This window comes from Pseudolysinimonas kribbensis (genome assembly GCF_039531715.1).
Lineage (GTDB): Bacteria > Actinomycetota > Actinomycetes > Actinomycetales > Microbacteriaceae > Pseudolysinimonas > Pseudolysinimonas kribbensis.
In genome coordinates this window covers 548,684-571,977 of record NZ_BAAAQO010000002.1, presented here as the reverse complement: position 1 = coordinate 571,977, position 23,294 = coordinate 548,684, and the positions used below count along the sequence as shown (strand labels likewise).

The 23,294-nt window shown below is 74.4% G+C and carries 25 protein-coding genes; 14 read left to right on the top strand and 11 right to left on the bottom strand.

Features of this window, described 5'->3' with window-relative positions:
- Window positions 1-12 precede the first annotated feature (12 nt).
- The 3 genes from ABD285_RS03465 to cydC are packed head-to-tail and all read left to right on the top strand — an operon-like array spanning window position 13 to window position 5,930.
- Complete coding sequence (locus ABD285_RS03465) at window positions 13-1,605, top strand: cytochrome ubiquinol oxidase subunit I (protein ID WP_284253903.1); 1,593 nt, start codon at window positions 13-15, stop codon at window positions 1,603-1,605.
- Between the two features lie 18 nt (window positions 1,606-1,623).
- Window positions 1,624-2,652 (top strand): cytochrome d ubiquinol oxidase subunit II, encoded by a 1,029-nt coding sequence (cydB, locus tag ABD285_RS03460; RefSeq protein WP_284253902.1) that lies wholly within the window; start codon window positions 1,624-1,626, stop codon window positions 2,650-2,652.
- An 11-nt stretch (window positions 2,653-2,663) separates the two neighbouring features.
- On the top strand, window positions 2,664-5,930 hold the full coding sequence (gene cydC / locus ABD285_RS03455; protein ID WP_344200313.1) for a thiol reductant ABC exporter subunit CydC: 3,267 nt from the start codon (window positions 2,664-2,666) through the stop codon (window positions 5,928-5,930).
- A gap of 7 nt (window positions 5,931-5,937) precedes the next feature.
- Here the strand turns inward: cydC and ABD285_RS03450 are convergent, their stop codons facing one another.
- From ABD285_RS03450 to ABD285_RS03435, 4 genes are read right to left on the bottom strand one after another with little or no spacing between them, the layout of a single operon-like run.
- The gene (locus ABD285_RS03450; RefSeq protein WP_284253898.1) at window positions 5,938-6,351 is read right to left on the bottom strand and encodes a molybdenum cofactor biosynthesis protein MoaE; all 414 of its coding nucleotides are present in this window, start codon (window positions 6,349-6,351) and stop codon (window positions 5,938-5,940) included.
- Window positions 6,344-7,282, bottom strand: a complete 939-nt coding sequence (gene moaCB, locus ABD285_RS03445; RefSeq protein ID WP_284253897.1) for a bifunctional molybdenum cofactor biosynthesis protein MoaC/MoaB — start codon at window positions 7,280-7,282, stop codon at window positions 6,344-6,346. The genes ABD285_RS03450 and moaCB overlap by 8 nt, the downstream gene beginning before the upstream one ends.
- Entirely contained in the window at window positions 7,279-8,457 is a 1,179-nt protein-coding gene (locus ABD285_RS03440; protein WP_284253896.1) for a molybdopterin molybdotransferase MoeA, read from the bottom strand. Before ABD285_RS03440 ends, moaCB begins: the two co-directional genes overlap by 4 nt.
- Before the next feature lie 15 nt (window positions 8,458-8,472).
- Window positions 8,473-9,549 (bottom strand): ThiF family adenylyltransferase, encoded by a 1,077-nt coding sequence (locus tag ABD285_RS03435; protein WP_284253895.1) that lies wholly within the window; start codon window positions 9,547-9,549, stop codon window positions 8,473-8,475.
- A 238-nt stretch (window positions 9,550-9,787) separates the two neighbouring features.
- Between ABD285_RS03435 and ABD285_RS03430 the strand changes: the two genes are divergently transcribed.
- Genes ABD285_RS03430 through ABD285_RS03415 form a run of 4 tightly spaced genes read left to right on the top strand, consistent with a single transcriptional unit; the run spans window position 9,788 to window position 12,523 of the window.
- Window positions 9,788-10,195, top strand: coding sequence for a TOBE domain-containing protein (locus tag ABD285_RS03430; protein ID WP_284253894.1), 408 nt, complete (start codon window positions 9,788-9,790; stop codon window positions 10,193-10,195).
- Window positions 10,196-10,987 carry a molybdate ABC transporter substrate-binding protein gene (gene modA, locus ABD285_RS03425; protein WP_284253893.1) on the top strand — a complete coding sequence of 264 codons (792 nt, stop codon included), beginning with the start codon at window positions 10,196-10,198 and terminating at the stop codon, window positions 10,985-10,987.
- Window positions 10,959-11,801 carry an ABC transporter permease gene (locus tag ABD285_RS03420; RefSeq protein WP_344200305.1) on the top strand — a complete coding sequence of 281 codons (843 nt, stop codon included), beginning with the start codon at window positions 10,959-10,961 and terminating at the stop codon, window positions 11,799-11,801. Before modA ends, ABD285_RS03420 begins: the two co-directional genes overlap by 29 nt.
- A complete protein-coding gene (locus ABD285_RS03415) occupies window positions 11,798-12,523 on the top strand; it encodes an ATP-binding cassette domain-containing protein (protein ID WP_344200302.1) in 726 nt (241 codons plus the stop codon). The genes ABD285_RS03420 and ABD285_RS03415 overlap by 4 nt, the downstream gene beginning before the upstream one ends.
- 108 nt (window positions 12,524-12,631) lie before the next feature.
- Here the strand turns inward: ABD285_RS03415 and ABD285_RS03410 are convergent, their stop codons facing one another.
- Window positions 12,632-13,069 carry an Lrp/AsnC family transcriptional regulator gene (locus tag ABD285_RS03410; RefSeq protein WP_344200299.1) on the bottom strand — a complete coding sequence of 146 codons (438 nt, stop codon included), beginning with the start codon at window positions 13,067-13,069 and terminating at the stop codon, window positions 12,632-12,634.
- 104 nt (window positions 13,070-13,173) lie between these two features.
- Between ABD285_RS03410 and ddaH the strand changes: the two genes are divergently transcribed.
- The 6 genes from ddaH (at window position 13,174) to ABD285_RS03380 (ending at window position 17,776) form a co-directional block, all read left to right on the top strand.
- A complete protein-coding gene (gene ddaH, locus ABD285_RS03405) occupies window positions 13,174-14,022 on the top strand; it encodes a dimethylargininase (protein WP_425564929.1) in 849 nt (282 codons plus the stop codon).
- A 73-nt stretch (window positions 14,023-14,095) separates the two neighbouring features.
- Complete coding sequence (locus ABD285_RS03400; protein WP_284253889.1) at window positions 14,096-14,713, top strand: GNAT family N-acetyltransferase; 618 nt, start codon at window positions 14,096-14,098, stop codon at window positions 14,711-14,713.
- A 174-nt stretch (window positions 14,714-14,887) separates the two neighbouring features.
- Window positions 14,888-15,073, top strand: a complete 186-nt coding sequence (locus ABD285_RS03395) for a hypothetical protein (protein ID WP_284253888.1) — start codon at window positions 14,888-14,890, stop codon at window positions 15,071-15,073.
- Window positions 15,070-15,411 carry a hypothetical protein gene (locus ABD285_RS03390; RefSeq protein WP_284253887.1) on the top strand — a complete coding sequence of 114 codons (342 nt, stop codon included), beginning with the start codon at window positions 15,070-15,072 and terminating at the stop codon, window positions 15,409-15,411. Before ABD285_RS03395 ends, ABD285_RS03390 begins: the two co-directional genes overlap by 4 nt.
- A 16-nt stretch (window positions 15,412-15,427) precedes the next feature.
- Window positions 15,428-16,624: a low temperature requirement protein A gene (locus tag ABD285_RS03385; protein WP_344200294.1), complete on the top strand. Its 1,197-nt coding sequence runs from the start codon at window positions 15,428-15,430 to the stop codon at window positions 16,622-16,624.
- Between the two features lie 9 nt (window positions 16,625-16,633).
- A complete protein-coding gene (locus ABD285_RS03380) occupies window positions 16,634-17,776 on the top strand; it encodes an acyl-CoA dehydrogenase family protein (protein WP_284253886.1) in 1,143 nt (380 codons plus the stop codon).
- Between the two features lie 70 nt (window positions 17,777-17,846).
- On the opposite strand, the gene ABD285_RS03375 is transcribed toward ABD285_RS03380, so the two are convergent.
- The 3 genes from ABD285_RS03375 to ABD285_RS03365 are packed head-to-tail and all read right to left on the bottom strand — an operon-like array spanning window position 17,847 to window position 19,827.
- Window positions 17,847-18,260: a nitroreductase/quinone reductase family protein gene (locus tag ABD285_RS03375; protein WP_284253884.1), complete on the bottom strand. Its 414-nt coding sequence runs from the start codon at window positions 18,258-18,260 to the stop codon at window positions 17,847-17,849.
- On the bottom strand, window positions 18,257-18,907 hold the full coding sequence (locus tag ABD285_RS03370) for an alpha/beta hydrolase (RefSeq protein WP_284253883.1): 651 nt from the start codon (window positions 18,905-18,907) through the stop codon (window positions 18,257-18,259). The genes ABD285_RS03375 and ABD285_RS03370 overlap by 4 nt, the downstream gene beginning before the upstream one ends.
- Window positions 18,904-19,827: a TIGR03560 family F420-dependent LLM class oxidoreductase gene (locus ABD285_RS03365; protein ID WP_284253882.1), complete on the bottom strand. Its 924-nt coding sequence runs from the start codon at window positions 19,825-19,827 to the stop codon at window positions 18,904-18,906. The genes ABD285_RS03370 and ABD285_RS03365 overlap by 4 nt, the downstream gene beginning before the upstream one ends.
- Window positions 19,828-19,866: 39 nt before the next feature.
- On the opposite strand from ABD285_RS03365, the gene ABD285_RS03360 reads away from it, so the two are divergent.
- Window positions 19,867-20,481: an SGNH/GDSL hydrolase family protein gene (locus tag ABD285_RS03360; protein WP_284253881.1), complete on the top strand. Its 615-nt coding sequence runs from the start codon at window positions 19,867-19,869 to the stop codon at window positions 20,479-20,481.
- Between the two features lie 83 nt (window positions 20,482-20,564).
- On the opposite strand, the gene ABD285_RS03355 is transcribed toward ABD285_RS03360, so the two are convergent.
- The 3 genes from ABD285_RS03355 to ABD285_RS03345 all read right to left on the bottom strand — a co-directional run bounded on the left by ABD285_RS03355 (window position 20,565) and on the right by ABD285_RS03345 (window position 23,294).
- Window positions 20,565-21,806, bottom strand: coding sequence for an alpha-hydroxy acid oxidase (locus tag ABD285_RS03355; RefSeq protein ID WP_344200286.1), 1,242 nt, complete (start codon window positions 21,804-21,806; stop codon window positions 20,565-20,567).
- 3 nt (window positions 21,807-21,809) lie between these two features.
- The gene (locus ABD285_RS03350) at window positions 21,810-22,466 is read right to left on the bottom strand and encodes a GntR family transcriptional regulator (protein WP_284253880.1); all 657 of its coding nucleotides are present in this window, start codon (window positions 22,464-22,466) and stop codon (window positions 21,810-21,812) included.
- Window positions 22,467-22,535: 69 nt separating this feature from the next.
- Window positions 22,536-23,294: an alpha/beta hydrolase family protein gene (locus ABD285_RS03345; protein ID WP_344200283.1), complete on the bottom strand. Its 759-nt coding sequence runs from the start codon at window positions 23,292-23,294 to the stop codon at window positions 22,536-22,538.

Below are 23,294 nucleotides of genomic sequence, written 5' to 3'. Positions count from 1 at the left end.
GGAAGGATCCCGATGGACGCGCTCGACATCGCCCGCTGGCAGTTCGGCATCACGACCGTGTACCACTTCCTGCTCGTGCCGCTCACCCTCGGGCTCGGTCCTGCCGTCGCCGTGTTCCACGGCCTCTGGGTGCGCACGGGCGACGAGCGGTGGCTTCGCATGACGAAGTTCTGGGGCAAGCTCTACCTCGTCAACTTCATCCTCGGTGTCGCGACCGGGCTCGTGCAGGAGTTCCAGTTCGGGATGGCGTGGAGCGAGTACTCGCGCTTCGTCGGCGACGTCTTCGGCGCCCCGCTCGCACTCGAGGGACTGCTCGCCTTCTTCGTCGAGTCGACGTTCCTCGGTCTCTGGATCTTCGGCTGGGGCCGCCTGCCCCAGCGCGTGCACCTCGTGACGCTGTGGCTGGCGATCCTCGGATCGTGGCTGTCAGCGTTCTTCATCATCGCTGCGAACTCGTGGATGCAGCATCCGGTCGGCATCACGCTCGTCGACGGGCGCCCGCGGCTGAACGACCTCGGCGCCGTGCTCACCAACAACACGGCCGTGGCCGCGTACATCCACACGCTGTTCGGTGCGATCTCGGTCGGCGGCGCCTTCCTGCTCGGCATCGCGTGGTACCACCTGTGGCGCCGGCGGCACGACGGGATCGACACAGTGGATGCGCGGGGCCGCGTCGTCGTGGGCGACGCCCCCGAGATCCCGGGTCGCGACCGCGCCGACCACGGCGTCTGGCTGCGCTCGCTGCGGATCGGCGCCCTCGTGGCGATCGTCGGCTTCGCCGGCGTCGCGATCAGCGGCGACCAGCAGGCGAAGCTCATGTTCCAGCAGCAGCCCATGAAGATGGCCTCGGCCGAGGCCGCGTGTCAGACCGGCTCGAGCTTCTCGGTGCTCTCGATCGGCGATCCCGGCGCGAAGGACTGCTCGAGCGTCGTCGGCCTGGTCGAGATCCCGGGGGTGCTGGGCTTCCTCGCCAACGGCGACGTCAACACGACCGTGAAGGGCGTCGACGACCTCATTCCGGAGTACCAGGCGAAGTACGGCGCGACGATCCCCGACAAGGCCGGGTACGGCGCGGCGGCGGGCACGACGATCCAGTACGCGCCGCTCATGGTGGTCACCTACTGGGGATTCCGGCTCATGATCCTGTTCGGGGCGCTCGCCGCCTTCGCCGCGGCCGTCGCGCTGTGGCTCACCCGCAAGGGCACGGTGCCGCGCTCGACCTGGCTGGCCCGGCTCGCGGTGCTCGGCATCCTTTCTCCTTTCGCCGCCAGCACCGCGGGCTGGGTCTTCACCGAGATGGGCCGCCAGCCCTTCGTGGTCGCGCCCAATCCGACGCCGGGCGGTGTCGACGGGGTCTGGATGTTCACGGCCGCCGCGGTGTCGCCGGGCGTCACCGCGGGCGAGCTGCTGTTCTCGCTCATCGCGCTCGGCAGCGTCTACGCCGTGCTGCTGGTCGTCGAGGTCGTGCTGCTGTTCCGCTACGTGCGGGGCGGGGTGGTCGCCGCGATGCCGGAGCTCGCGCACGGCCCGGACGACGAGGCCGGGTCCGGCGAGAACGGACCCGGCGACGGGGCCCGCGACGACGTGCTCGCGTTCGCGTACTGATCGGAATCGGAGAAGCCCATGGACGTCCTGCCCACCGTCTGGTTCGTCGCCATCGCGATCCTGTGGATCGGCTACCTGCTGCTGGAGGGATTCGACCTCGGCGTCGGGATGCATCTGCTGGTGCGCTCGCGGAGCGAGAACGACCGCCGCGTGATGCTCAACACGATCGGCCCGATCTGGGACGGCAACGAGGTCTGGCTCATCGTCGCCGGCGCCGCGACCTTCGCCGCGTTCCCGCTCTGGTACGCGGCCCTGTTCTCCACCCTCTACGTGCCGCTCGTGTTCCTGCTGCTGGGCCTGATCTTCCGGGCCGTCGCGATCGAGTACCGCGGCAAGATGCACAGCGCCCGGGCCACCCGCGCGTGGGACTGGGCGATCGGCCTCGGGTCGTTCGTCGCGGCCTTCGGCGTGGGCGCCGCCCTCGCGCTCACCACCACCGGCCTCCCGATCGACGCGAACGGCGACCGGGTCGGCGGGCCGCTGGCGTGGTTCAGCCCCGCGGCGGTGCTGGGCGGGCTCGCGGTCGTGGGATTCTGCCTCGTCCATGCCGCGAACTTCCTCGCGCTGAAGACCGACGGGCCGGTGCGCGAGCGGGCGGGGCGAGACGCCGCGCGGATGGCGCCGGTCGCGCTGCTGCCCCTGATCGGCTGGGTGCTGCTCGTGCAGGTGCAGCACGGCGGCCCCGCCTCCTGGACGCTCGTGGGCGTCGCGGTCCTCGCGGTCGTGCTCGGCTGGCTCGCCGCGCGGGCCCGGCGGGAGGGGTGGGCGTTCATCGGTCTCGCGATCTTCCTCGCCGCGGGGGCGGCATCCATCTTCACCGCCGTGTACCCGGTGGTGCTGCCCTCGACGATCGACCCCGCCTTCGATCTCACGATCTCCAACGCCGCGAGCGGCGACTACACGCTCGGGGTGATGAGCGTCATCACGGCGTGCGCGCTGCCGTTCGTGATCGCGTACCAGGCGTGGAGCGTGTGGGTGTTCCGGCGGCGGGTGCGGCCGGAGCACATCCCGGCGGCGCATCCGGTCGTGGCCGCGGTGCGGCGATGACAGGGGCGCGGGTGGGGCGCACGCGCATCACCGCCGACATCGGACCCGGCGCCCGCGCGGGCATCGCCGCGCTGACGGCGCTCGCCGGCCTGCGCGCGGTGGCGCTCGTGCTCATCGCGGGGTCGATCGCGGCCGCTGTGACGGGTATCGCCGCCGGCCACGCGCCGACGATCGCCGAGGTGCTGCCGGGCGTCGCCGGGGTGCTGCTGCGCGCCGTCGCGTCCTGGGCATCCGGGGCGCTCGCCGGCCGGATCGCCGCCGCGACCAAGCGCCGCTGGCGCGAGCGGCTCGTGCGGCACGTGGCCGCGGAGGGCGGGCGCGGTGCGGAGGAGGCGCTGCTCGCCGGGCACGGGCTCGACGACCTCGACGCCTACCTCGGAACGGTGCTGCCGGCCGCGGTGTCGGCGCTCGTGATCCCCGCGGCGCTCGGGCTGCGCATCCTGATCTCCGACCCGCTCAGCGCCCTCATCGTCGCCGTGACGCTGCCGCTCGTGCCGGTGTTCATGGTGCTCATCGGTCTGCACAGCCGCGAGCGGGCCGACGCGGCGGCCTCGGCCCTGACCCGGCTCGCCGAGCATCTGGTCGAGCTCGCGGAGGGGCTTCCGGTGCTGGTCGGGCTCGGCCGCGCCGCCGAGCAGACCGGGGCGCTCGCCGCGGTGCAGGACGGCTACCGCCGCCGGCTGCAGCGCACCCTGCGCAGCGCGCTGCTGTCGGCGCTCGCGCTCGAACTGGTCGGGATGCTGTCGGTCGCGGTCGTCGCGGTCACCCTGGGGCTTCGGCTGCTCTCCGGTTCGGTGGGGCTCGACGCGGCGCTCCTGGTGCTGCTGCTCGCCCCGGACTGCTTCTCGGCGCTGCGCGAGGTCGGCGCGGCGTACCACCAGGCGCAGGACGGCCTCGCGGCGCTGCGCCGGGTGCGGGCCGTGCTCGATCGGACGCGCGCCGTGGCCGAGCGCCGCCTCGGCCGGCCGGGACTCGTCGGGCTCACGGTGCGGCATCCGGGGCGCGCGACGGTCGGACCGGTGAACGCGCGACTGCCGCGCCGGGGCGTCGTCGCGGTGACCGGGCCGAGCGGCGCGGGCAAGTCGACGCTGCTCGACGCGATCGCGGGGATCGCCGGAGCGGGCGCCGAGGTCGACGGCGCCGTCGTCGGCATCCCGCGCGACGGGATCGCCATGGTGCGGCAGACGCCGCGGTTCGCGGCCGCGACCCCGCTCGCCGAACTCGCGCTCGTGGGCCCGGGGCACGGGCAGGTGCTCGCCGAGCTCGATCTCGCGGGGCTCGGCGACGCGCCCATCGGGCGGCTGAGCCCCGGCGAGCAGCGGCGGCTCGCCGTCGCGCGGGCGCTCGCCCGGGCCGACGCCGGCGCGCGCGTTCTGGTGCTGGACGAGCCGACGGCGCACCTCGACGCCGTCAACGCGGAGCGGGTGCTCGCGGCGGTCCGGCGGCGGGCGGCGCCGCTGCTCGTGCTGGTCTCCAGCCACGATCCCCGGATGCGCGCCGATGCGGGGCTCGTCATCGACCTCGGCGGTGCGGCGACGGCGGGCGAGGCCGCGTGGATGCCGCCCGCGATCAGCGCGGAGCCCGCGGGTGGCACCGTGGCGGCTCCGGCCGTCGCCCCGGTTGAGCCCTCGCCCGCCGCGCCTGCCGCGACCCGAACGCCTCGCGCGCCCCACGCGGTCGCGCGCTGGCTGCTCGCGATCCTCCTCGGAGCGATCGCAAGCGGAATGTCTCTCGCCCTCACGGCCGTTTCGGGATGGCTCATCGTGCGCGCGGCCGCCGAGCCCGCGATCATGTACCTCCTCGTCGCGATCGTCGGCGTGCGGTTCTTCGGACTCGGTCGCGCCGTCGCCCGGTACGCCGAGCGGCTCGTCGGTCACGCCGCCGCGCTCGCGCTCGTCGACCGGCTGCGGCTGCGGCTCTGGACCGGTCTCGCCGAGCGCGGCGCGGCCGCCCGGGGCGCGCGCGACGCGGGCCGCGCGCTCGACCTGCTCGTGAACCTGCCGGCGCAGCTTCGCGACCTGCTGCCGCGGGTGCTGACCCCGCTCGCGGGGGGCGTGCTCGTGACGCTCGCGTCCGCGGCGGTCGTCACCGCGGTCGCGCCCACCGCCTGGCCGGTGGCCGTCGCGCTCGCGGTCACCGGCGTCGTCGCGCCGCTGCTGGCCTGGCTCGCCGGCCGCCGTGACCAGCGCGCGCTCGTCGCGGGCGCGACCGCGCTGACCACTCGCGTCGCCGCGCTCGCCGACGCGGCCGACGACCTGCGCGCCGTCGGAGCCGACGCCGCCGCGGTCGACGTCGTGGACCGCCTGGGCCGGATGCAGGAGCGCCGCGAACGCCGGCAGGCGTCGGTCGCCGCCGCGGCATCCCTCGTCGCCGGGATCGGCACCGGGACCGCCGCCGTGCTCGCCCCACTCCTCGCGCCGACCGCCGAGGCGGCCGCGGTCGCCGCGCTCCTCGTGCTCGCCTGCCTCGAGCCGGTCGCGTCCGCCGCGGTGGCGGCGCAGCGGATCCCGGCGCTGCGGGCGGTGCTGTCGCGGCTCGCCGCGGGAGGGGCATCCGGAACCGCCGGGGCTGCCGTCGCGGCAGCCGGTGCCGACCTGCCACCGGTGGTGCGCCGACTCGCCTTGCGCGACCTCGCCCTCGCCTGGGACGACGGTCGACCCGTCGTCACCGGTCTCGACGCCGAGGTCGTGGCCCCGGGCTGGCTCGTGGTGGACGGCGCGTCCGGCGCGGGCAAGACCACGCTCGTCACCGCGCTGCTGGGCGACCTCCGGCCCGCGCACGGCGCCGTGCTGGCCGGCGGCAGCGACCTGCGCGACGTCGACCGTGACGCCTGGCGCGCCCGGGTCGCGTGGTGCCCGCAGGAGGCGCACGTCTTCGACTCGACCGTGCGCGCCAACCTGCTCGTCGCGCGCCCGCGCACCGACCCAGTGACGGAGGACGAGATGCACGCGGTGCTCGCCTCGGTCGGCCTCGACCGTGTGGTCGCCGACGCCGCCGAGGGCCTGGACCTCCGCGTCGGCCGGCACGGATCGGCGCTCTCGGGCGGTGAACGCCAGCGTCTCGCGGTCGCCCGCGCGATCCTGCGCCGCTGCGACGTGCTCGTGCTCGACGAGCCGACCGCGCACCTCGACGACGCCACCGCGGATGCCGTCATGCGCGACGTGCGGCGCGCCGCCGGCGACCGCATCGTGGTGCTCGTCTCGCACCGCGCGGCAGACCGGCTGCCCGAGGATCGGGTGCTGACGCTGGGGCGCTCCCGCCTGCCGGTGGCCGAGTAGTCGGCGCCTACAGGCCGACCCACTCCGTCTCGCCGTCGGCGAGTTGCTGCTTCTTCCAGATCGGCACGCCGGCCTTGATCTCGTCGACGAGTCGGGAGCACGCGGCGAACGCTTCCGCGCGATGCGGCGCGGCGACGACCGCGACGAGGGCGACGTCGCCGATCGTGAGCCGCCCGATGCGGTGCGCCGCCGCGATGCGCAGACCGGTCGACTCCGCGACCTCGGTGCAGATCCGCTCGAGGAAGGCGGCGGCATCGGGATGCGCGCGGTAGTCGAGCGCCGACACCGCGTCGCCGTGGTCGTGATTCCGGATGACGCCCTCGAACGCGACCACCGCCCCGTCGCGATCGGTGCGGGCGAACGTCTCGAGCTCGGCGCGGTCGATCGGGCCGTCGACGATCCGGCTGAGCACGTCAGGCATGGTCGCCTCCGGCCAGCTGGTCGCGCAGGTGCGGCAGCAGCGCGTCGAGCACGCCGAGGCCGTCGCGCACGCCGCCCGTCGACCCGGGCAGGTTGACGACGATCGTGCCGCCCGCCAGTCCCGCCACGCCGCGGGACAGCGCGGCGGTCGGCACCTTCGCGAGGCCGGCCGCACGGATCGCCTCGGCGACCCCCGGCAGCTCGCGCTCGATCACGGCGAGGGTGGCCTCCGGCGTGCGATCGCTCGGGGACGCCCCGGTGCCGCCGGTCGTCACGACGAGGGCCGGACGTTCGGACACCGCCGCGCGCAGCGCCGACGCGATCTCCTTGTCGGCGACGACGCGCACCTCGGGAGCGAGTCCCTGGGCCGACGCCCATTCCGCGATCGCCGGGCCGGTCGCGTCCTCCCGCTCGCCCGCCGCGGCGCGCGTCGACGACACCAGCACGATCGCCGCGTCGCTCACATTCGCGACCCCGATGTCCGATTTGCCGCCCGTCTTCGAAACGAGCCGGATGTCGCCGAGCACGCACCCGGGATCGACCGCTTTGACCATGTCGTGCAGCGTGAGTCCCGCGACCGCGACCGCGGTCAGCGCCTCCATCTCGACCCCGGTGCGGCCGGTGACGACCGCGGTGGCCGAGATCGCCATCCACGTGTCGTGCAGCTCGACCTCGACCTCGACCGTGTCGAGCGGCAGCGGATGGGCGAGCGGGATCAGCTCGCTCGTGCGCTTGGCGCCCTGGATGCCGGCGAGCCGCGCCGTCGCGAGCACGTCGCGCTTGGGCATCCGCTCGTCGCGCACGAGGCCGATCACCTCCGCGGTCGTGTCGAGCCGGCCGCTCGCGACCGCGGTGCGCCGGGTCACCGGCTTGCCGCCGACATCGACCATGCGCGCCCGCCCCTCGTCGTCGACGTGACTCAATCCGCTCACAGCGCCCGCACCTCCACCATGTCGCCCGCCGCGAGGGCGGTCACTTCCTCGGGCACGACCAGCAGCAGCTCGGCGGCGGCGAGGCCCGCCACGAGATGCGAGCCCGGGCCCGACACCGTCTCGACCGCGCCGTCGTCTCGACGCCGCCCGCGCAGGTACTGCCGCTTGCCGGGCGGCGATGTGAGCGCCGCCGCCAGCGGCGCGTGTGAGGCCGCGGCCGCGGGCAGCCCCGCGACCTCGCGCAGCATCGGCGCCACGAACAGCTCGAAACTCACCTGGCTTGAGACCGGGTTGCCCGGGAAGCACACGACCGGCACGCCCCGCCAGGATGCCGTCGCCTGCGGACCACCCGGCTGCATCGCGAGCACGTCGACGTGCGCGCCGAGCGGCTCGAGCAGGTCGCGCACGACCTCGTGCGCCCCCATCGAGACGCCGCCGCTCGTCAGCACGAGTTCCGCGCCCGCGGCGAGGGCGGCGTCGAGCTCTGCCGCGAGCCGATCGGGGGCGTCGGCGACGCGACCGCGGTGCACGACCGTGGCCCCGGAGGCGCGGGACGCGGCGTCGAGCGCGACGCCGTTGGCATCCGGGATCTGCCCGAACGCGAGCGGCGCGCCCGGCTCGGCCAGCTCGCTGCCCGTGCTGATGATCGCGATGCGCGGCTGGGTCGTGACGTCAACGTCGGTCAGGCCGGCGGCGGCGAGCGCCGCGAGGTGCCGCGACGCGAGCCGAATGCCGCCCGGCACGACGACGTCGCCCGCGGCCAGGTCCGACCCGGCCTCGCGCACGTACGCGCCGGCCGCCGTCGCGGGAAGGCGCACCGCATCGCCCACCATCGCGGCGGCCTCGACCGGAACGATCGCATCCGCGCCCACCGGCACCGGGGCGCCGGTCATGATCCGCACGGTCGATCCGGGCGCGAGGGCGGCGGGCTCGCCCGGGGATGCCGCGACCTCCCCGCGGATCGGCAGCGTCGCCGGCAGGTCCGCGGCCCGCACGGCGAACCCGTCCATCTGCGAATTGCGGAACGGAGGCAGCGCGATCGGCGAGCGCGCCGCCTCGGCGAGCACCCGCCCCAGCGCATCGGGCAGCCCGACCGTCTCGGTGCCGCGCTCCCGCAACGGCGCGAGCAGCTCCCGCACGCGCGCGGCGTGGGTCTCGACGGGGGTGCGCGCCATGTCCGTGCCGCGCCCTCAGTACCGTGCGAGGGCGGGGTCGACCTGCGCGGCGTACGCGTCGATGCCGCCGGCGAGATGCCGCGCGCGGCGGAACCCGGCCGCGGCGAGCACGTCGAGCGCGTGGGCGGAGCGTACGCCGAGGTGGCAGTAGACGACGGTGGCGGCATCCGGGTCGAGCTCGCCGACCCGGCGCTCGAGGTCGCCGAGCGGGATGTGCCGGGCGCCCGGCAGCGTCACGCGCGCGACCTCCTCGTCTTCGCGAACGTCGAGTAGCACCGGGGCGCCGGCGGGCGTGCCGAGCAGCGCGGCGAGCTCGGCGGGGCTGACCGTCTCGTGCGGGACGGGCGCCGCCGGCATCCGGCGCACCGGCTCGCCCTCGCGACGGTAGGCGATCTCGCGCAGGTCGCCGCGGCGCGCGTCGTACACGATCGCGCGGCCGAGGAGCGGATCGCCGGAGCCGCTGAGCAGCTTGAGCGCCTCCGACGCCATGAGGCCCCCGATGACCGTGCACACCGACGGCAGCACGCCGACCGTCGAGCAGGTGTCGCCGGCGAGGTCGTCGGCGGGCTCCGGGTAGAGGTCGCGGTAGCCGACGCCGTACCGTTCCCAGGCGACCCCGACCTGGCCGGCCCAGCCGAGCGCCGACCCCCACACGAGCGGGATGTCGCGCTCGGCCGCCGCGTCGTCCGCGAGGTAGCGGGTGGCGAGGGCATCGCTCCCGTCGACGACGAGGTCGACGTCGTCGAGGAGCGAGGCCGTGTCGGGCGTGAACCGCACGGCGAGCGGAGTGATCTCGGCATCCGGGGCCATCCGGGCGAGAGCAACTGCCGCCGCCTCGGCCTTGCCGCGCCCCACGTCGGCCGCGGTGTACAGGGTCTGCCGGTGCAGGTTCGCGAGGTCGACGGTGTCGTCGTCGACGATGGCGATCGCGCCGACGCCGGCGCCCGCGAGCACCGGGAGCACGGCGCTGCCGAGTCCCCCGGCGCCGATCACCGCGATCCGGGCGGCGGCGAGGCGCTCCTGCGCCGGGCGGCCGAACCCGAGGAGGGCGCGCTGGCGCAGGAACCGGTCACCGCCCGCGTCCACCGCCATCCCCCGATTCTCGCAACTTCGGCCGGACACCGCTGACGCCCCCGTGCGCCGGATGCCGAGCGCCGGGTGCCAGATGCCGAGCGCCCATGTCTGCATCACCTGGGCACGGGTGTGCTGGCCAAAATGGTGCAAACGTGGGCGCTCCGCTGGCGCGGCTCCCGGGGTGCCGAGGCCGCTCGAGCGTCCTCCCGCAGGTGCGGCTAACGTGGGGTCATACACCCGCGGATGCGGAGGGACCATGACGCGATTCCGGATCGCCGAGGCAGCCGCGCTGCTCGGCGTCAGCGACGACACGGTGCGGCGCTGGGGCGAGTCGGGCCGGCTGCCGATCCGGCACGACGGCACACGGCAGACCGTCGAGGGCTCCGACCTCGTGCCGCTGCTCACCGAGCATCCCGCCCGCGCGGCGATGGCCGAGGCGTTCCCGGTCGCGGCGACATCGGCCCGCAACCGGTTCGTCGGCCTCGTGACGCACGTCGTCAAGGACGGCGTCATGGCGCAGGTCGACCTGCAGGCGGGCCCCTTCCGCGTGGTGTCGCTCATGACCCGGGAGGCGGCCGACGAGCTCGGCCTCGAGCCCGGGATGCTCGCCTCGGCGAGCGTGAAGGCCACCAACGTCGTCGTCGAGCTGCTCCCGGAGGGCTGAGTGCGCCATCCGCTCGCCGTCGCCGCGACCGCGACCGCGCTCGCCGTCGCCCTCGCCGGGTGCACCGGCGGCGCCTCGTCGAGCCCGGCGCCCCATCCCCCGACGCACACGCTCGCCGGCGGCGTCACGGTGCTCGCCGCGGCATCGCTCACCGAGTCGTTCGACGCGCTCGCGGCAGGCTTCGAGAAGCGGCACCCCGGTGTCACCGTGCAGACCGCCTACGGCGGCAGTGGCGCCCTCGCCCAGCAGATCGTGCAGGGGGCACCGGCCGACGTGTTCGCCTCGGCCGCGGACGAGCCCATGACGACGGTGACACGGGCCGGTCTCGCCAGCCACCCCACCGAGTTCGCGACGAACGTGCTCGAGCTGATCGTGCCGAAGGGCAACCCGGCGCACATCACGTCGCTCGCCGACCTCGCGAAGCCCGGGGTGACGACCATCCTGTGCGACGTCACCGTGCCGTGCGGCGCGGCCGCGAAGGCCCTGCTGCAGAAGACCGGCGTGCACGTCACACCGGTGAGCCTCGAGCAGGACGTCAAGCAGGTGCTCACCAAGGTCGAGCTCGATGAGGCCGATGCCGGGCTCGTCTACGTCACCGACGCCAAGGCGGCCGCGGGCGACGTGCAGACGGTCGCCGTGCCCGAGGCGGCGACGGTGATCAACCGCTACCCGATCGTCGTGCTGAGTCACGCACCGCATCCGGCGGCGGCGGCCGCGTTCGTGCGCTACGTGCTCGGCCCCGAGGGCAGGAAGGTGCTGCGGGATGCCGGCTTCGGTCCGCCGTCCGCGTAGGGACACGCCCCGCGCGGCGCGGCGGCGCGGACCCTCGGTCGTCGTCTGGATCGTGGCGGCGCTCGGTCTCGCGCTGCTCGTGCTGCCGCTCGTGGCCGTGCTCATCCGGACGCCCTGGGCCGCGCTCGGCGGTCTCGTCGCCCGCGGCGACGTGCTGCAGGCGCTCGGCCTGTCGCTGCTCACCGCCGCGATCTCGACGGCGCTGTGCCTCGTGCTCGGGGTGCCGCTGGCGATCGTGCTCGCGCGCGCCGAGTCGTGGCCGGCGGTGCCGCGGCGACTGCTGCGCGCGGCGGTGACGATCCCGATGGTGCTGCCGCCGGTCGTCGGCGGCATCGCCCTCCTCATGCTTCTGGGCCGCAGCGGCGTGCTCGGCGGCGCTCTCGCGGCTGTCGGCGTCACGATCCCGTTCACGACCGGCGCCGTCGTCATCGCGCAGACCTTCGTCGCGATGCCGTTCCTGGTCTTCGCGGTCGAGGGGGCGCTGCGCGCGAGCGACCGGCGCGCGGAGGCCGCGGCCGCCACCCTCGGTGCCCGACCGTTGCAGGTCTTCCGCTTCGTCACGGTGCCGTCGGTCGCCCCCGGCATCGCGGCGGGTGCGGTGCTGTGCTTCGCCCGGGCACTCGGCGAGTTCGGCGCGACGATCACGTTCGCCGGCAGCTTCCCCGGCACGACACGCACCCTGCCGATCGCGAGCTACCTCGCGCTGGAGTCCGACCCCGACGAGGCCATCGCGATCGCGCTCGTGCTCATCGCGGTGTCGGTGGCGGTGCTGCTGACCCTGCGCGACCGCTGGCTGCCCGGGGTGCGCGGATGAGCGGGGGCGTGGGCGGCGCGCTCACAGCGGACCTCGTGGTGCACCGCGGTGACACCGTCATCCGCGCGGCCTTCGAGGCGGAGGCGGGCCGGCCGCTCGCGCTGGTGGGGCCGAACGGCGCGGGCAAGTCCAGCATCCTGAGCGCGATCGCGGGACTGCTGCCGGCGCACGGGACGATCGAGGTCGGGGGGCACGACCTCGTACCGCTGCCGCCGGAGCGCCGGGGGGTCGGGCTGCTGTTCCAGGACCTCGTGCTGTTCCGCCACCTGACCGTGCGCGACAACGTCGCCTTCGCGAGACGGCTCGAGCTCGGACGGCGCCGGGGCCGCGCGGCCGCCGAGGCCTGGCTCGACCGCTACGACCTCGCCGGCCTCGCCGACCGCTACCCGCGCGAGCTCTCGGGCGGTCAGGCGCAGCGCGTCGCGCTCGCCCGCGCGCTCGCCGCCGAACCGGCGGTCCTGCTGCTCGACGAGCCGATGGCCGCCCTCGACGTGGAGTTGCGGGCCGGGTTGCGCGCCGAGCTGGCCGGGCGGCTGCGGGGGCTCGGCATCCCGGTCGTCGTCGTCACGCACAGCGTCGCCGACGTGGCGGCGCTCGCCGACGACGTCGTCGTGCTGGAGCGCGGCGCCGTCACCCAGCGCGGCGCGCTCGCCGAGCTGCGCGCCGCCCCCGCGACCCCGTACGTCGAGCGCCTCGTCGCCGAAGGCGGTCAGCGGCGATGAACGCATCCGATCGATGGTTCGCCATCCGATGCAGCCCGCGCGCACCCGGACGGATGGCGAAGTGCCGATCGGATCCGGAGGGAGGGGCGCGCCGGCGCCGGCGAGCGATCAGTCGTAGTGGCGGTGGATGAGGTGGGACAGCACGATCGCGCTGCGCGTGTGGTCGACGCTGGGCGCGATCCGCACCCGTTCGAGCGCGTCCTCCAGGCTCGGGATGTCGCGCGAGCGGATGTGCACGACCGCGTCGGCCGAACCGGTCACCGTGTACGCGTCGACGACCTCCGGCACGCCGGTCAGGATCCGCTTCAGCTCGTCGGGCGCGACGGTGCCGCGGCAGAACAGCTCGACATACGCCTCGGTGGTGTTGCCGTCGACGGCGGGGTCGACCTGCACCGTGAACGAGCGGATGACTCCCTCCGCCACGAGCCGGTCCACCCGGCGTTTGACGGCGGACGCCGACAGCCCCACGCGATCGCCGATGTCGGCGTATCCGGCGCGGGAGTTCTGCCGAAGGAGGTCGATGATCCCGTAGTCGAGGCTGTCCACGACGTCGAGCGTACGCGGGTTCCTTGCGTCTGACCCCGGAACCACGCGCGAGCATTGCGCCGTCTGCCGGGAATCGCCGGATGGGTGCGTGCGAGCATCGAACCATGACGATGACGTCCCCGGCCTCCACGCGCCACGAGCGCATCGCGACCCGGCGCACCGTGCTCATGTGCCGCCCCGAGTTCTACACGGTGAGCTACCGGATCAACCCGTGGATGCATCCCGAGGACCCGACCGACACGAGCCTCGCGCTCACCCAGTGGCAGACGCTCCACGACCTGTACGCGTCGCTCGGCTACCGGATCGAGCTCATCGATCCGCTGCCCGGCCTGCCCGACATGGTCTACGCGGCCAACGGCGGCTTCACGCTCGACGGCATGGCCTACGGCGCCCGGTTCCAGTACCCGGAGCGCGGGCCGGAGGGGCCGGCGTACATGGACTGGTTCCGCGAGCACGGCTTCGAGGTCGCGGAGCCCGTGTCGGTCAACGAGGGGGAGGGCGACTTCCTGCTCGTCGGCGACGCGATCCTGGCGGGCACCGGCTTCCGCTCCGACGCCGGCAGCCACGACGAGCTGCGGCGCATCTTCGGCCGCGAGGTCGTGACGTTGAGGCTCGTGAACCCGTCGTTCTACCACCTCGACACCGCGCTCTCGGTGCTGGACCCCGACCCCGAGCACCCCGGCATCGCCTATCTGCCGTCCGCGTTCGATCGCGCATCGCTCGAGATCCTCGAGGAGCGCTACCCCGACTCGGTGCTGGTCGGCGACGACGATGCCGCGGTGCTCGGACTCAACTCGTTCAGCGACGGCCGCAACGTCGTCATCGCGTCCCGGGCGGCGGGGTTCGAGGCGTCGCTGCGCGAGCGCGGTTACGTGCCGCACGGCATCGACCTCAGCGAGCTGCTGCTCGGCGGCGGCGGGGTGAAGTGCTGCACGCTCGAGTTGCGCTGGTGAGGGTGCGCTGGTGAGGCGGCGCGGCTGACGCCGTGCTGGTGGGCCGCACCCGGCGCCCGCTAGCGTCGATCGCGTGAGCGCCGGCCTCCCCTGGGACTTCGAGCCCCTCCGCACGGACCGCCTGCGACTGCGCACCATGACGCCGGCCGACCTGGATGACGTGCTCGACTACCAGGGCAGGGACGACGTGAGTGAGTTCCTGCTGCACCCCGCGCGCACCCGCGAGCAGGTCGCCGAGGCGATCACGCTGTGCACGGCGCATACCCGGCTCGAGCAGGACGGCGACTGGATCGAGCCGGCGGTCGAGCTCGACGGTCGCGTCGTGGGGCACATGTACCTGCACCTGCACAGTGTCGAGAACCTCGGCGCGGAGATCGGATGGACGCTGCATCCGGATGCGCAGGGGCGCGGCTACGCACGGGAGGCGGCGACGGCCCTGCTCGATCTCGCCTTCGGCCGGCTCGGGATGCACCGCGTGCGCGCCGAGCTCGATCCCCGCAACGACGCGTCCATCGCGCTCTGCCGACGTCTCGGCATGCGCGAGGAGGCGCGCTTCGTGCGCGACCTGCGCGAGCCGCGCGCACCCGGAGGCTGGGCCGACACGGGCGTGTGGGCGATCCTCGACGACGAGTGGGCAGCGCGTCGGGCCGACGAGAAGGGGCTCGGGAGCGCCCGTAGGCTGCCGGCATGACCGCCCCCGCCATCCCCGCCGCATCGTCGGCCCGGGCTCCGTTCGGGATCCTGTCGATCGTGCTCGCCGGCATCGTGCTGCTCGCTGGCCGGCCGGATCGTCGCCGTCGCGCTGCCGACCCTGGCGCAGACGGCGCACCTGTCACCCGCCTCGATCGCGGGCGCGCTCAACGCGATGGACGTCGTCGGACTCGTGCTGGCCCTCGCCGCGGCCGCGATCGGCATCATCGGGGTCACGCGGCCGGGATCGCCGCACGGCCTCGCCGCGGCCGGCATGGCGGTCGGCATCACCTCGGCCGCGACCACCGTGCTCGTCTTCGCGCTCGATTCGAGCGTCGCGAATGCGCTGGTGCCGCGATGAGCGAGGTGGCCGCGCTGGCGGCACCGCGACCGGCATCCAACACCCTGGGCGTCGTGGCGCTCGTCCTGGCGATCGTGGCCGCGGTCGCCGGCGTGGCCGCCGCTCCGATCCAGCTCCTGATGCAGGTGCGGGGCGGCACGCCGTTCGCCGCCGTCGTCATCGGGGTGGCCGTGCCCATCGGGCTGCTGTCGATCGCGGCGCTCGTCATCGGCGTCGTCGCCGCGCTGCGCCCGGGCGTCTCGAAGGCGTCGCCGGGCGCGGCGATCGGGATCGCCGTGTTCCTGCTCGCCGGCCAGCTGACCGGTCTGATCGCGACGATCGTGGCCGTGGCGCTCTGAGCTCTAGGCTCACCGCATGATCCGGCGCGGGCCCGTGCACATCCGGATGCGGGCGCGCGACACGACCGAGGCGTTCCGGGCATCCAGCCCCCTCGAGGCCCTCTACGACCTCGTCTTCGTCGTCGCGGTCGGCTCGCTCGTCGCCGTGCTCGCTCCGTCGATCGAGCACGGCACGGTGGCGCCGCGGATCATCCCGTTCCTGCTCGTGTTCTTCGCGATCTGGTGGGCCTGGATCAATTTCACCTGGTTCGCCTCGGCGTACGACACCGACGACGTCGTGTACCGCCTGCTCGCGGTGCTGCAGATGGCCGGCGTGCTCGTGCTCGCGGCCGGCGTGCCGAACGCGTTCGCGCACGACGACTTCGCGGTCGTCACACTCGGCTACGTCATCATGCGCCTGGGTCAGATCGCGCTCTGGGTGCGGGCGGCGATCGAGCATCCCGAGGGGCGGCCGGTCGCCCTCCGCTACGGCGGCGGCGTTCTCGTGGTGCAGATCCTGTGGTGCGCTCGGCTGCTGCTGCCGGACGTCGGGTGGCTGTTCCTGCCGACGTTCCTCGTGCTCGTCGTGCTCGAGTTCGCGACGCCGCTGTGGGCGGAGCGGGGGCGCGGGCTGGCGTGGCATCCGCACCACATCGCCGAGCGGTACGCACTGTTCGTGCTGATCCTGCTCGGCGAGACCGTGCTCGCCGCGGTCAACGGATTGCATGCGGCGCTCGCCGCCCACGGCGTCACCGCGCCGCTCGTCACGATCGCGATCGCCGGATTCGTGCTGCTCGTCGCGCTCTGGTGGGCCTACTTCCTGCAGCCCGCCGGGGAGGGGCTCGCGCGTCGGCGGCAGCGTTCGTTCGTCTGGGGCTACGGCCACTACCTGCTGTTCGCCGCGCTCGCGGCGGTGGGTGCGGCGCTCGATGCCGCCGTGCAGGTGGGGGCGCGGCCCGCCCCGGGCGAGCAGCTCGTGGTCGGCCTGTCGCTCGCCGTGCCGGCGGGAGCCGCCCTCCTGCTGATCTGGGCGCTGCACGCGCCGCTGCTGGATCGCCCGGGGTTCCCGGCGGCGGTCGCGATCCCGGCCGCCGTGCTCGTGCTCGGGGGCGGCGCGCTGGCCCCCGTGCTCGGGATCGCCGGCTCGGTCGTCGCGATCGCCCTGGTGGCCGCCGCGTCGGTCGCCACCGCGATCGCGGCCGGAACCCGCGCGGCACCGGCGCCCGTTGACTAGCCTGGGCGCGTGGCGACCCAGGAATCCCGCGCGCTGACCCCGGAGCTGCTCGACGGCATCCGGTCGCGCGCCGCCGGCTACGACCGCGACAACGCGTTCTTCACCGAGGATCTCGATGCGCTCCGGGAGGCCGGCTATCTCGCGCCGCGCCCGCTGCTGGAGACCGCGCGCGACCAGCGGCTGCTCGCCGCGTACGCTCCGGCGACCGCGCTCGGCATCAACATGCACCTGGTCTGGACCGGGGTCGCGCGGGTGCTGCACGAGCGCGGCGACGGCTCCCTGGACTGGGTGCTGCGGGATGCCGAGGCCGGCGAGCTGTTCGCGTTCGGCAACAGCGAGCCGGGCAACGACCTCGTGCTGTGGGACTCGCGCACCCGCGTCGACGCGGTCGAGGGCGGCTTCGCGTTCACGGGCACCAAGATCTTCACCTCGCTCGCCCCGGCGTGGACCCGCCTCGGCGTGTTCGGGCGGCAGGAGGACGGCCCGGACGGGCCGCGGCTCGTGCACGGGTTCCTGACCCGCGACGCGGCGGGGTCCGACGCCCCCGGCGTCACGACGCTCGACGACTGGGACACCCTCGGCATGCGCGCGACGCAGTCGAACACGACGCGGCTCGAGGGGGCGTTCGTCCCCGACGAGCGGATCTCGCGGTTCCTGCCGATCGGACCGAACGCCGACCCGTTCGTGTTCGCGATCTTCGCGAACTTCCTCCTGCTGATCGGATCGGTCTACGCCGGGATCGCCGACCGGGCGCTCGTGCTCGGCGTCGAGGCGACGAGGCGGCGCACCTCGATGCGCACCGGGCTCTCCTACGCGCAGGACCCCGACCTGCGCTGGCGGGTCGCGGATGCCGCGCTCGCCCTCGACGCGCTCGCCCCCGACCTCGAGACCCTCGCCGCCGACGTCGACGGCCTCGTGAACCACGGCGGGGACTGGTTCCGCAAGCTCACCGGCGCCAAGCACCGCGCGACCGAGACGGCGCGCTACGTCGTCGACCAGGCGATGCGGCTCGCGGGCGGCGGCGGGTACGGCGCCGGCAGCGAGCTCGCCCGCCTGCAGCGCGACGTGCTCGCGGGCATCTACCACCCCTCCGACACGGAGTCGGTGCACTCCACCGTCGCGACGAACCTCCTCGGCGCGCTGGAGCTATGAGCGGAGGCCATTTCTGGCCTCCGCCGCGACGCCAGCGCCGACGGCCGTCTCGGCCGTCGGTCGATCAGATCTAGCGCGGCGTCAGGTGGAAGATCGGGAACGCCCGGTCGGTCTTCTCCTCGTACGACGCGAACCCGGGTGACGCGGCCAGGAACCGCTTCCACAGCTCGGAGCGCTCGGGCTCCGCCACCTCGGTCGCATGCACGGCGTGCTTCTCGATCCCGGCGTCGGGCAGGGCGACCTCGACGTCGATATCCGGGTGCGCCCGCAGGTTGTGCGCCCAGGCCGGATCCACCGGCTGGCCCGCGAAGGTGGCGGCCACGATCCAGCCGTCGCCCTCCGGCAGCCCCATCACCGGGTTCTCCCGCGGCGCGCCCGACCTCGCCCCGATCGTGTGCAGTACGACGAGCCGGCGGCCGAACCGCTCGACGAACCCGCCGTTGTCGTGGAACTGCTGCAGCACGGTGTCGTTCCAGTTGCTCATGTGACCCATCCTCCGCGCTCGAGCCAGTCGGCGCAGAGCCGCGGCCACGCGTTCGCTCCGGGCACATCCGCGCCGAACCCGATGCCGTGCACCCCGTCGGGGAACACGTGCAGTTCATGCGGCACCCCGGCCGCCGCGAGGGCCGAGCCGAGCAGGTACGAATGCTCGACCGGCACCGCCCGATCGGCGACGGTGTGCCACACGAAGAACGGCGGCGCCTGCGGCGTGACGAGCCGGTCGAGCGAGGTCGCGGCGCGCTCGGAGTCCGTCGGGGCGTCCCCCAGCAGGTTCTGGCGCGACCCCGCGTGGGTGGCCAGCTGCATCGACACGACCGGGTAGCACAGGATCGCGGCGTCGACGCGCTCGTCGGGCGCCGCCGTGGGGGCGAGGGCCGCCATCCCGGCCGCATGTCCGCCCGCCGAGAACCCGAGCAGCGCCACTCGCGTCGCGCCGGCTGCTCGTGCCCGGCGCACCTCGGCGCGCACCGCGTTCAGCGGACCCGGGTGCCGGGTCGCGACCGGGTAGCGGAACACGCTCGCCGCGACGCCCAGGCCCTCCAACCACTCGGCGACCGGCTCGGCCTCGTGCGGCGCGTGCGTGCCGTAGCCCCCGCCCGGCAGCACGATGACGAGGTCGCCGGCGCTCATCCGGCGGCCTGCGTCGCCTCGACGAGCAGCTCGAGCTGCTCGAGATCGGTGGGGTCGAGCAGCTGCAGGTAGACGCGTCCGGCGCCGAGCCCGGCCAGGTCGGCGATACGGTCGGCGACCTGCGCGGGCGTGCCGTGCAGGCCGTGCGTGCGCTGCCGGGCCGGGTCGAGCCCGATCGCGCGGGCCCGCGCATCCGCGTCGGCGGGGGTCGCGCCGATCGTGGCCGTGAGGGCGACCGACAGGCCGAGCGTCTCCGGGTCGCGGTCGGCCGCCTCGCACGCGGCGACGACGCGGGCGAAGCGCTCGGCGATCACGGCATCCGGCTCCCATCCGGTGTTGTACTCGGTCGCGAACCGGGCGGTCAGCGCCGGGGTGCGGGTGGCGCCGCCCCCGCCGATGATGAGCGGGATCGCGTCCTGCACGGGGCGCTGCACCCCGAGGGCGCGGTCGAGGCGGAGGTGCTCGCCCTCGAACGAGAACGTCTCGCCGGGCGCGGTCGCCCACAGCCCGGTCATGACCTCGAGCGCCTCCGTGAGCAGGCCGAAGCGCTTGCCGGGGAACGGGATGCCGTAGGCCGCGTGCTCCGGAGCGTTCCAGCCCGCGCCGAACCCGAGCTCCACGCGCCCGCCCGACATGGCATCCACGTTCGCCACCTGCACCGCGAGCGCGCCCGGATGCCGGAAGGTCACCGGCGTCACGAGCGTGCCGAGCCGCACGCGCTCCGTCGCGACCGCGAGGCCGGCCAGCGTCGTCCAGGCGTCGGAGATCGCGGGGGCGCCGCGCAGCGCGCGATCGGGGGCGATGTAGTGGTCGGAGCGGAAGAAGCCGTCGAAACCGAGGCGCTCCGTCTCCCGCGCGATCGTGGCGAGCTGCTCCCAGGTCAGCCCCTCCTGCGGCTCGACGAAGATGCAGAATTCCACGGGTCCATCCTCGCCTGCCCCGCGACCTAGGCTGACCACATGGCGCGGCCCCTGGTGTTCATCGGCGACAGCATCACCGACGCGGGGCGCCGCGAGGATCCCGAGGGTCTCGGCCACGGCTGGGTGCGGATGGTCGCGACCGAGCTCGCCCAGCGCGGCGACGAGCGGCCGATCGTCAACACCGGGATCGGCGGCAACCGGGTGCGCGACCTGCGGGCGCGCTGGAAGGCGGACGCGCTCGACCACGATCCCGAGATCCTGACCGTGTACGTCGGCATCAACGACACCTGGCGCCGCTACGACAGCGGCGACCCCACGACGGCCGAGGCGTTCGAGGACGACTACCGCACCATCCTGAAGCGCGCGCACGAGACGATCGCGCCGCGGGTCATCCTGGTCGAGCCGTTCGTCGCGCCGGTCACGTCGGCCCAGAAGCACTGGGCCGAGGAGGACCTGGATGCCAAGCGCGCCGTGGTCCGCCGGCTGGCCGACGAGTTCGGCGCCGGCTTCGTGCCGCTCGCCCAGGTGATGGCGGATGCCGCCCGGCAGTACGGCGAGGAGGCGCTCGCCGCCGACGGCGTGCACCCCACCGAGCTCGGCGCGACGCTCATCGCGGGCGCGTGGCTCGGGGCGGAGTCGCAGGCGTCGTCCTAGCGCGGGATGGCGACGCGTGCCGGTGTGCGACCGGGCGGCGGCGACCACCACAGCGCCGCCGCCCGGAGGTCGGGGTGCAGCGGTCAGGGCGCGGCGACCGGCACCAGGCGCTGCAGCTGGGTCACCATCGCGGGCGTCAGCTCGTCGAGCGAGGCGGCGCCCAGCAGCTTCATCGTGCGTCGCAGCTGGTCGGCGAGGATCGCGATCGTGCGGTCGACGCCGGCGCGGCCGCCGGCCATGAGGCCGTAGAGGTAGGCGCGGCCGATCATCGTGAAGTCGGCGCCGAGCGCGATCGCCGCGACGATGTCGGCGCCCGACATGATGCCGGTGTCGACGCCGATCTCGACGTCGTCGCCGACCTCGCGCACGACGTGCGGCAGCAGCCGGAACGGGATCGGCGCCCGGTCGAGCTGGCGGCCGCCGTGGTTCGACAGGATGATCGCGTCGACCCCGAGGTCGGCGAGCTTCTTCGCGTCCTCGAGCGACTGCACGCCCTTGATCGCGATCTTGCCCGACCACATGCCCCGGATGACGTCGAGGTCGGCGAACGAGATCGACGGGTCCATGGCGGCGTCGAGCAGCTCGCCCACCGTGCCGCCGGTGGAGGAGAGCGACGCGAACTCGAGCTTGGGGGTCGTCAGGAAGTCGACCCACCACCATGGGCGCGGGATCGCGTTGACGATCGTGCCGAGCGTGAGCTGAGGCGGGATCGAGAACCCGTTGCGCTTGTCGCGCAGCCGCGCGCCGGCGACCGGGGTGTCGACGGTGAACTGCAGGGTGTCGAAGCCGGCCTTCGCCGCGCGCTCGACGAGGCCGTACGAGATCTCGCGCTGGCGCATGACGTAGAGCTGGAACCAGTTGCGGCCGCCGGGGTTGGCGGCCTTGACGTTCTCGATCGACGTCGTGCCGAGCGTCGACAGCGTGAACGGGATGCCGGCCGCCCCCGCCGCTGCGGCCCCCGCGGTCTCTCCCTCGGTCTGCATGAGGCGCGTGAAGCCGGTCGGCGCGATCGCGAACGGGAGAGCGGAGGGGCCCCCGAGGATCGTGCGGGTCGTGTCGACGTCGTCCGACATCCCGCGCAGGATGCCGGGCGTGAACTCGATGTCCTGGAAGGCCTGGCGCGCACGGGTGAGCGAGATCTCGTCGTCGGCGGAGCCGTCGGTGTAGTCGAACGCGGCCCTCGGTGTGCGCCGCTTCGCGATCAGGCGGAGGTCGTCGATCGTGAGCGCGGCGCTGAGCCGGCGCTCCTTCGCGCTCCAGACCGGCTTCTTGAACTTCATGAGCTCGAAGACCTGGGCGGGCTTCGGGAACTGGCGCTGGACCATGGATCAGTCCTCCGGTCGGTGGGTGGTGTCGAAGTGGGCGAGGAGCGCGTCCCGGGCGCTCATCACGTGCTCGCGGGCGAGGCGTTCCGCGCGTTCGCCGTCGCCGGCGATGACCGCGGCGAGCACGTACTCGTGCTGCTCGGCGATCGTCATCGCCGACATCAGGCCGTGCGCCTGCACCTGCCCGATGCCGAGCTCGATCTCGCCCATGAGCTGGTCGTGCACGCGGGCGAGCCGCGGGGAACGCTGGCCGGCGACCAGCGCGCGGTGGAAGGCGATGTCCTGGGCCGCGAACGCGCCGCCGTCCTTCGCGGCCGCCCGGATGCCGCGGTGCGCCGCGAGGGCGTCCGCCGGAACGGCGCCCTGCTCGGCCAGCCAGCGCATGGCGGCGCCCTCCACGACCGCGCGCGTCGCGTACAGGTCGACGATGTCGTCGCGTGAGAGCTCGGGCACCCGCGCGGCGTGATGCACCTCGCGGCGCAGCATCCCCTCGGCCACGAGCTTCTCGATCGCGATCCTCGCGGTCGAGCGGGCGACGCCGAATCGCAGCGCGACGGCCGCCTCGGTCACGGTCTCGCCGGGGGCGAGGCGCGTCTCGACGACGTCGGCGCGCAGGGCGTCGGCGATCGTGCCGGGCAGCACGCTGGCGGGAGCGGACATTGCTCGACAAGGTAGCAGATTGTCGAACAATGTCGCGCGGCGCCGAGGCCTCGATACGCGCCGACGGCGCTACCCGACCGGCGGGTGGGGCACGGTGAGTTCCTCCAGCGCGGCGAGTGTCATCGCGAAGCTCGGATCGGCGGGGTCGATGACGACGTCGTGGTCGCCCGCGACGGCGTCGAGCCGCGCGTCCTGACCGGCCGCGGTCGCCTCGGCGACGTACGCGTGCGCCTGCGAAATCGGCACCACGTCGTCGGTGTCGCCGTGCACGATCCGCACCCGGGCGTCCGGCACGATGCGCGCGGCCGGGTCCGCCGCGGCGTAGCGCTCCGGATGCTCGGCCGATGTGCCGCCGAGGAACCCCACGACCGCCCCGGTGCCGATGCCCTCGCGCTCGCCGAGCGCCAGGTCGAGCACCCCCGCGAGACTGATCGCGGCGCGCACCGGTACGCGCGGCTCGTCGCGGGTGGTCGCCCAGACGGCGAGATGGCCCCCCGCGCTGTGGCCGACCGTGACGGGTGCGTCGGCGGCGATGCCGTGCGACGCGTGCAGCTCGGCGAGGTGGTCGATCGCGGCCGCCACGTCGTCGAGGGTGGCGGGCCAGCCGCCGCCGGCGCCGAGGGCGCGGTACTCGGGCTCCCAGACATCCCAGCCGCGCTCGGCGAACGCCGCGCCGAGCGGCACGGGGCCGTCCATGTATTCGGGCCGGAACCGCCAGAATCCGCCGTGGATCAGCACCACGGTGCCCCGGGAGGGGCCGGTCGCGCGATGGAGGAGCCCGTAGTTCAGCTCGAGGGGTCCGTAGGCGATGCGCTCTGGGTCGGTCAC

Excerpts from the sequence above, each read along its gene's own strand:
- ABD285_RS03420 (WP_344200305.1), top strand. The coding sequence starts at position 10,959 with ATGCCGGCTTCGGTCCGCCGTCCGCGTAGGGACACGCCCCGCGCGGCG.
- ABD285_RS03435 (WP_284253895.1), bottom strand. The coding sequence starts at position 9,549 with ATGGCGGTGGACGCGGGCGGTGACCGGTTCCTGCGCCAGCGCGCCCTC.
- ddaH (WP_425564929.1), top strand. The coding sequence starts at position 13,174 with ATGACGATGACGTCCCCGGCCTCCACGCGCCACGAGCGCATCGCGACC.
- cydB (WP_284253902.1), top strand. The coding sequence starts at position 1,624 with ATGGACGTCCTGCCCACCGTCTGGTTCGTCGCCATCGCGATCCTGTGG.
- ABD285_RS03350 (WP_284253880.1), bottom strand. The coding sequence starts at position 22,466 with ATGTCCGCTCCCGCCAGCGTGCTGCCCGGCACGATCGCCGACGCCCTG.
- ABD285_RS03395 (WP_284253888.1), top strand. The coding sequence starts at position 14,888 with ATGGACGTCGTCGGACTCGTGCTGGCCCTCGCCGCGGCCGCGATCGGC.
- ABD285_RS03375 (WP_284253884.1), bottom strand. The coding sequence starts at position 18,260 with ATGAGCAACTGGAACGACACCGTGCTGCAGCAGTTCCACGACAACGGC.
- ABD285_RS03430 (WP_284253894.1), top strand. The coding sequence starts at position 9,788 with ATGACGCGATTCCGGATCGCCGAGGCAGCCGCGCTGCTCGGCGTCAGC.
- ABD285_RS03355 (WP_344200286.1), bottom strand. The coding sequence starts at position 21,806 with ATGGTCCAGCGCCAGTTCCCGAAGCCCGCCCAGGTCTTCGAGCTCATG.
- ABD285_RS03370 (WP_284253883.1), bottom strand. The coding sequence starts at position 18,907 with ATGAGCGCCGGCGACCTCGTCATCGTGCTGCCGGGCGGGGGCTACGGC.
- ABD285_RS03415 (WP_344200302.1), top strand. The coding sequence starts at position 11,798 with ATGAGCGGGGGCGTGGGCGGCGCGCTCACAGCGGACCTCGTGGTGCAC.
- ABD285_RS03360 (WP_284253881.1), top strand. The coding sequence starts at position 19,867 with ATGGCGCGGCCCCTGGTGTTCATCGGCGACAGCATCACCGACGCGGGG.
- ABD285_RS03385 (WP_344200294.1), top strand. The coding sequence starts at position 15,428 with ATGATCCGGCGCGGGCCCGTGCACATCCGGATGCGGGCGCGCGACACG.
- ABD285_RS03450 (WP_284253898.1), bottom strand. The coding sequence starts at position 6,351 with ATGCCTGACGTGCTCAGCCGGATCGTCGACGGCCCGATCGACCGCGCC.
- ABD285_RS03440 (WP_284253896.1), bottom strand. The coding sequence starts at position 8,457 with ATGGCGCGCACCCCCGTCGAGACCCACGCCGCGCGCGTGCGGGAGCTG.
- ABD285_RS03465 (WP_284253903.1), top strand. The coding sequence starts at position 13 with ATGGACGCGCTCGACATCGCCCGCTGGCAGTTCGGCATCACGACCGTG.
- ABD285_RS03390 (WP_284253887.1), top strand. The coding sequence starts at position 15,070 with ATGAGCGAGGTGGCCGCGCTGGCGGCACCGCGACCGGCATCCAACACC.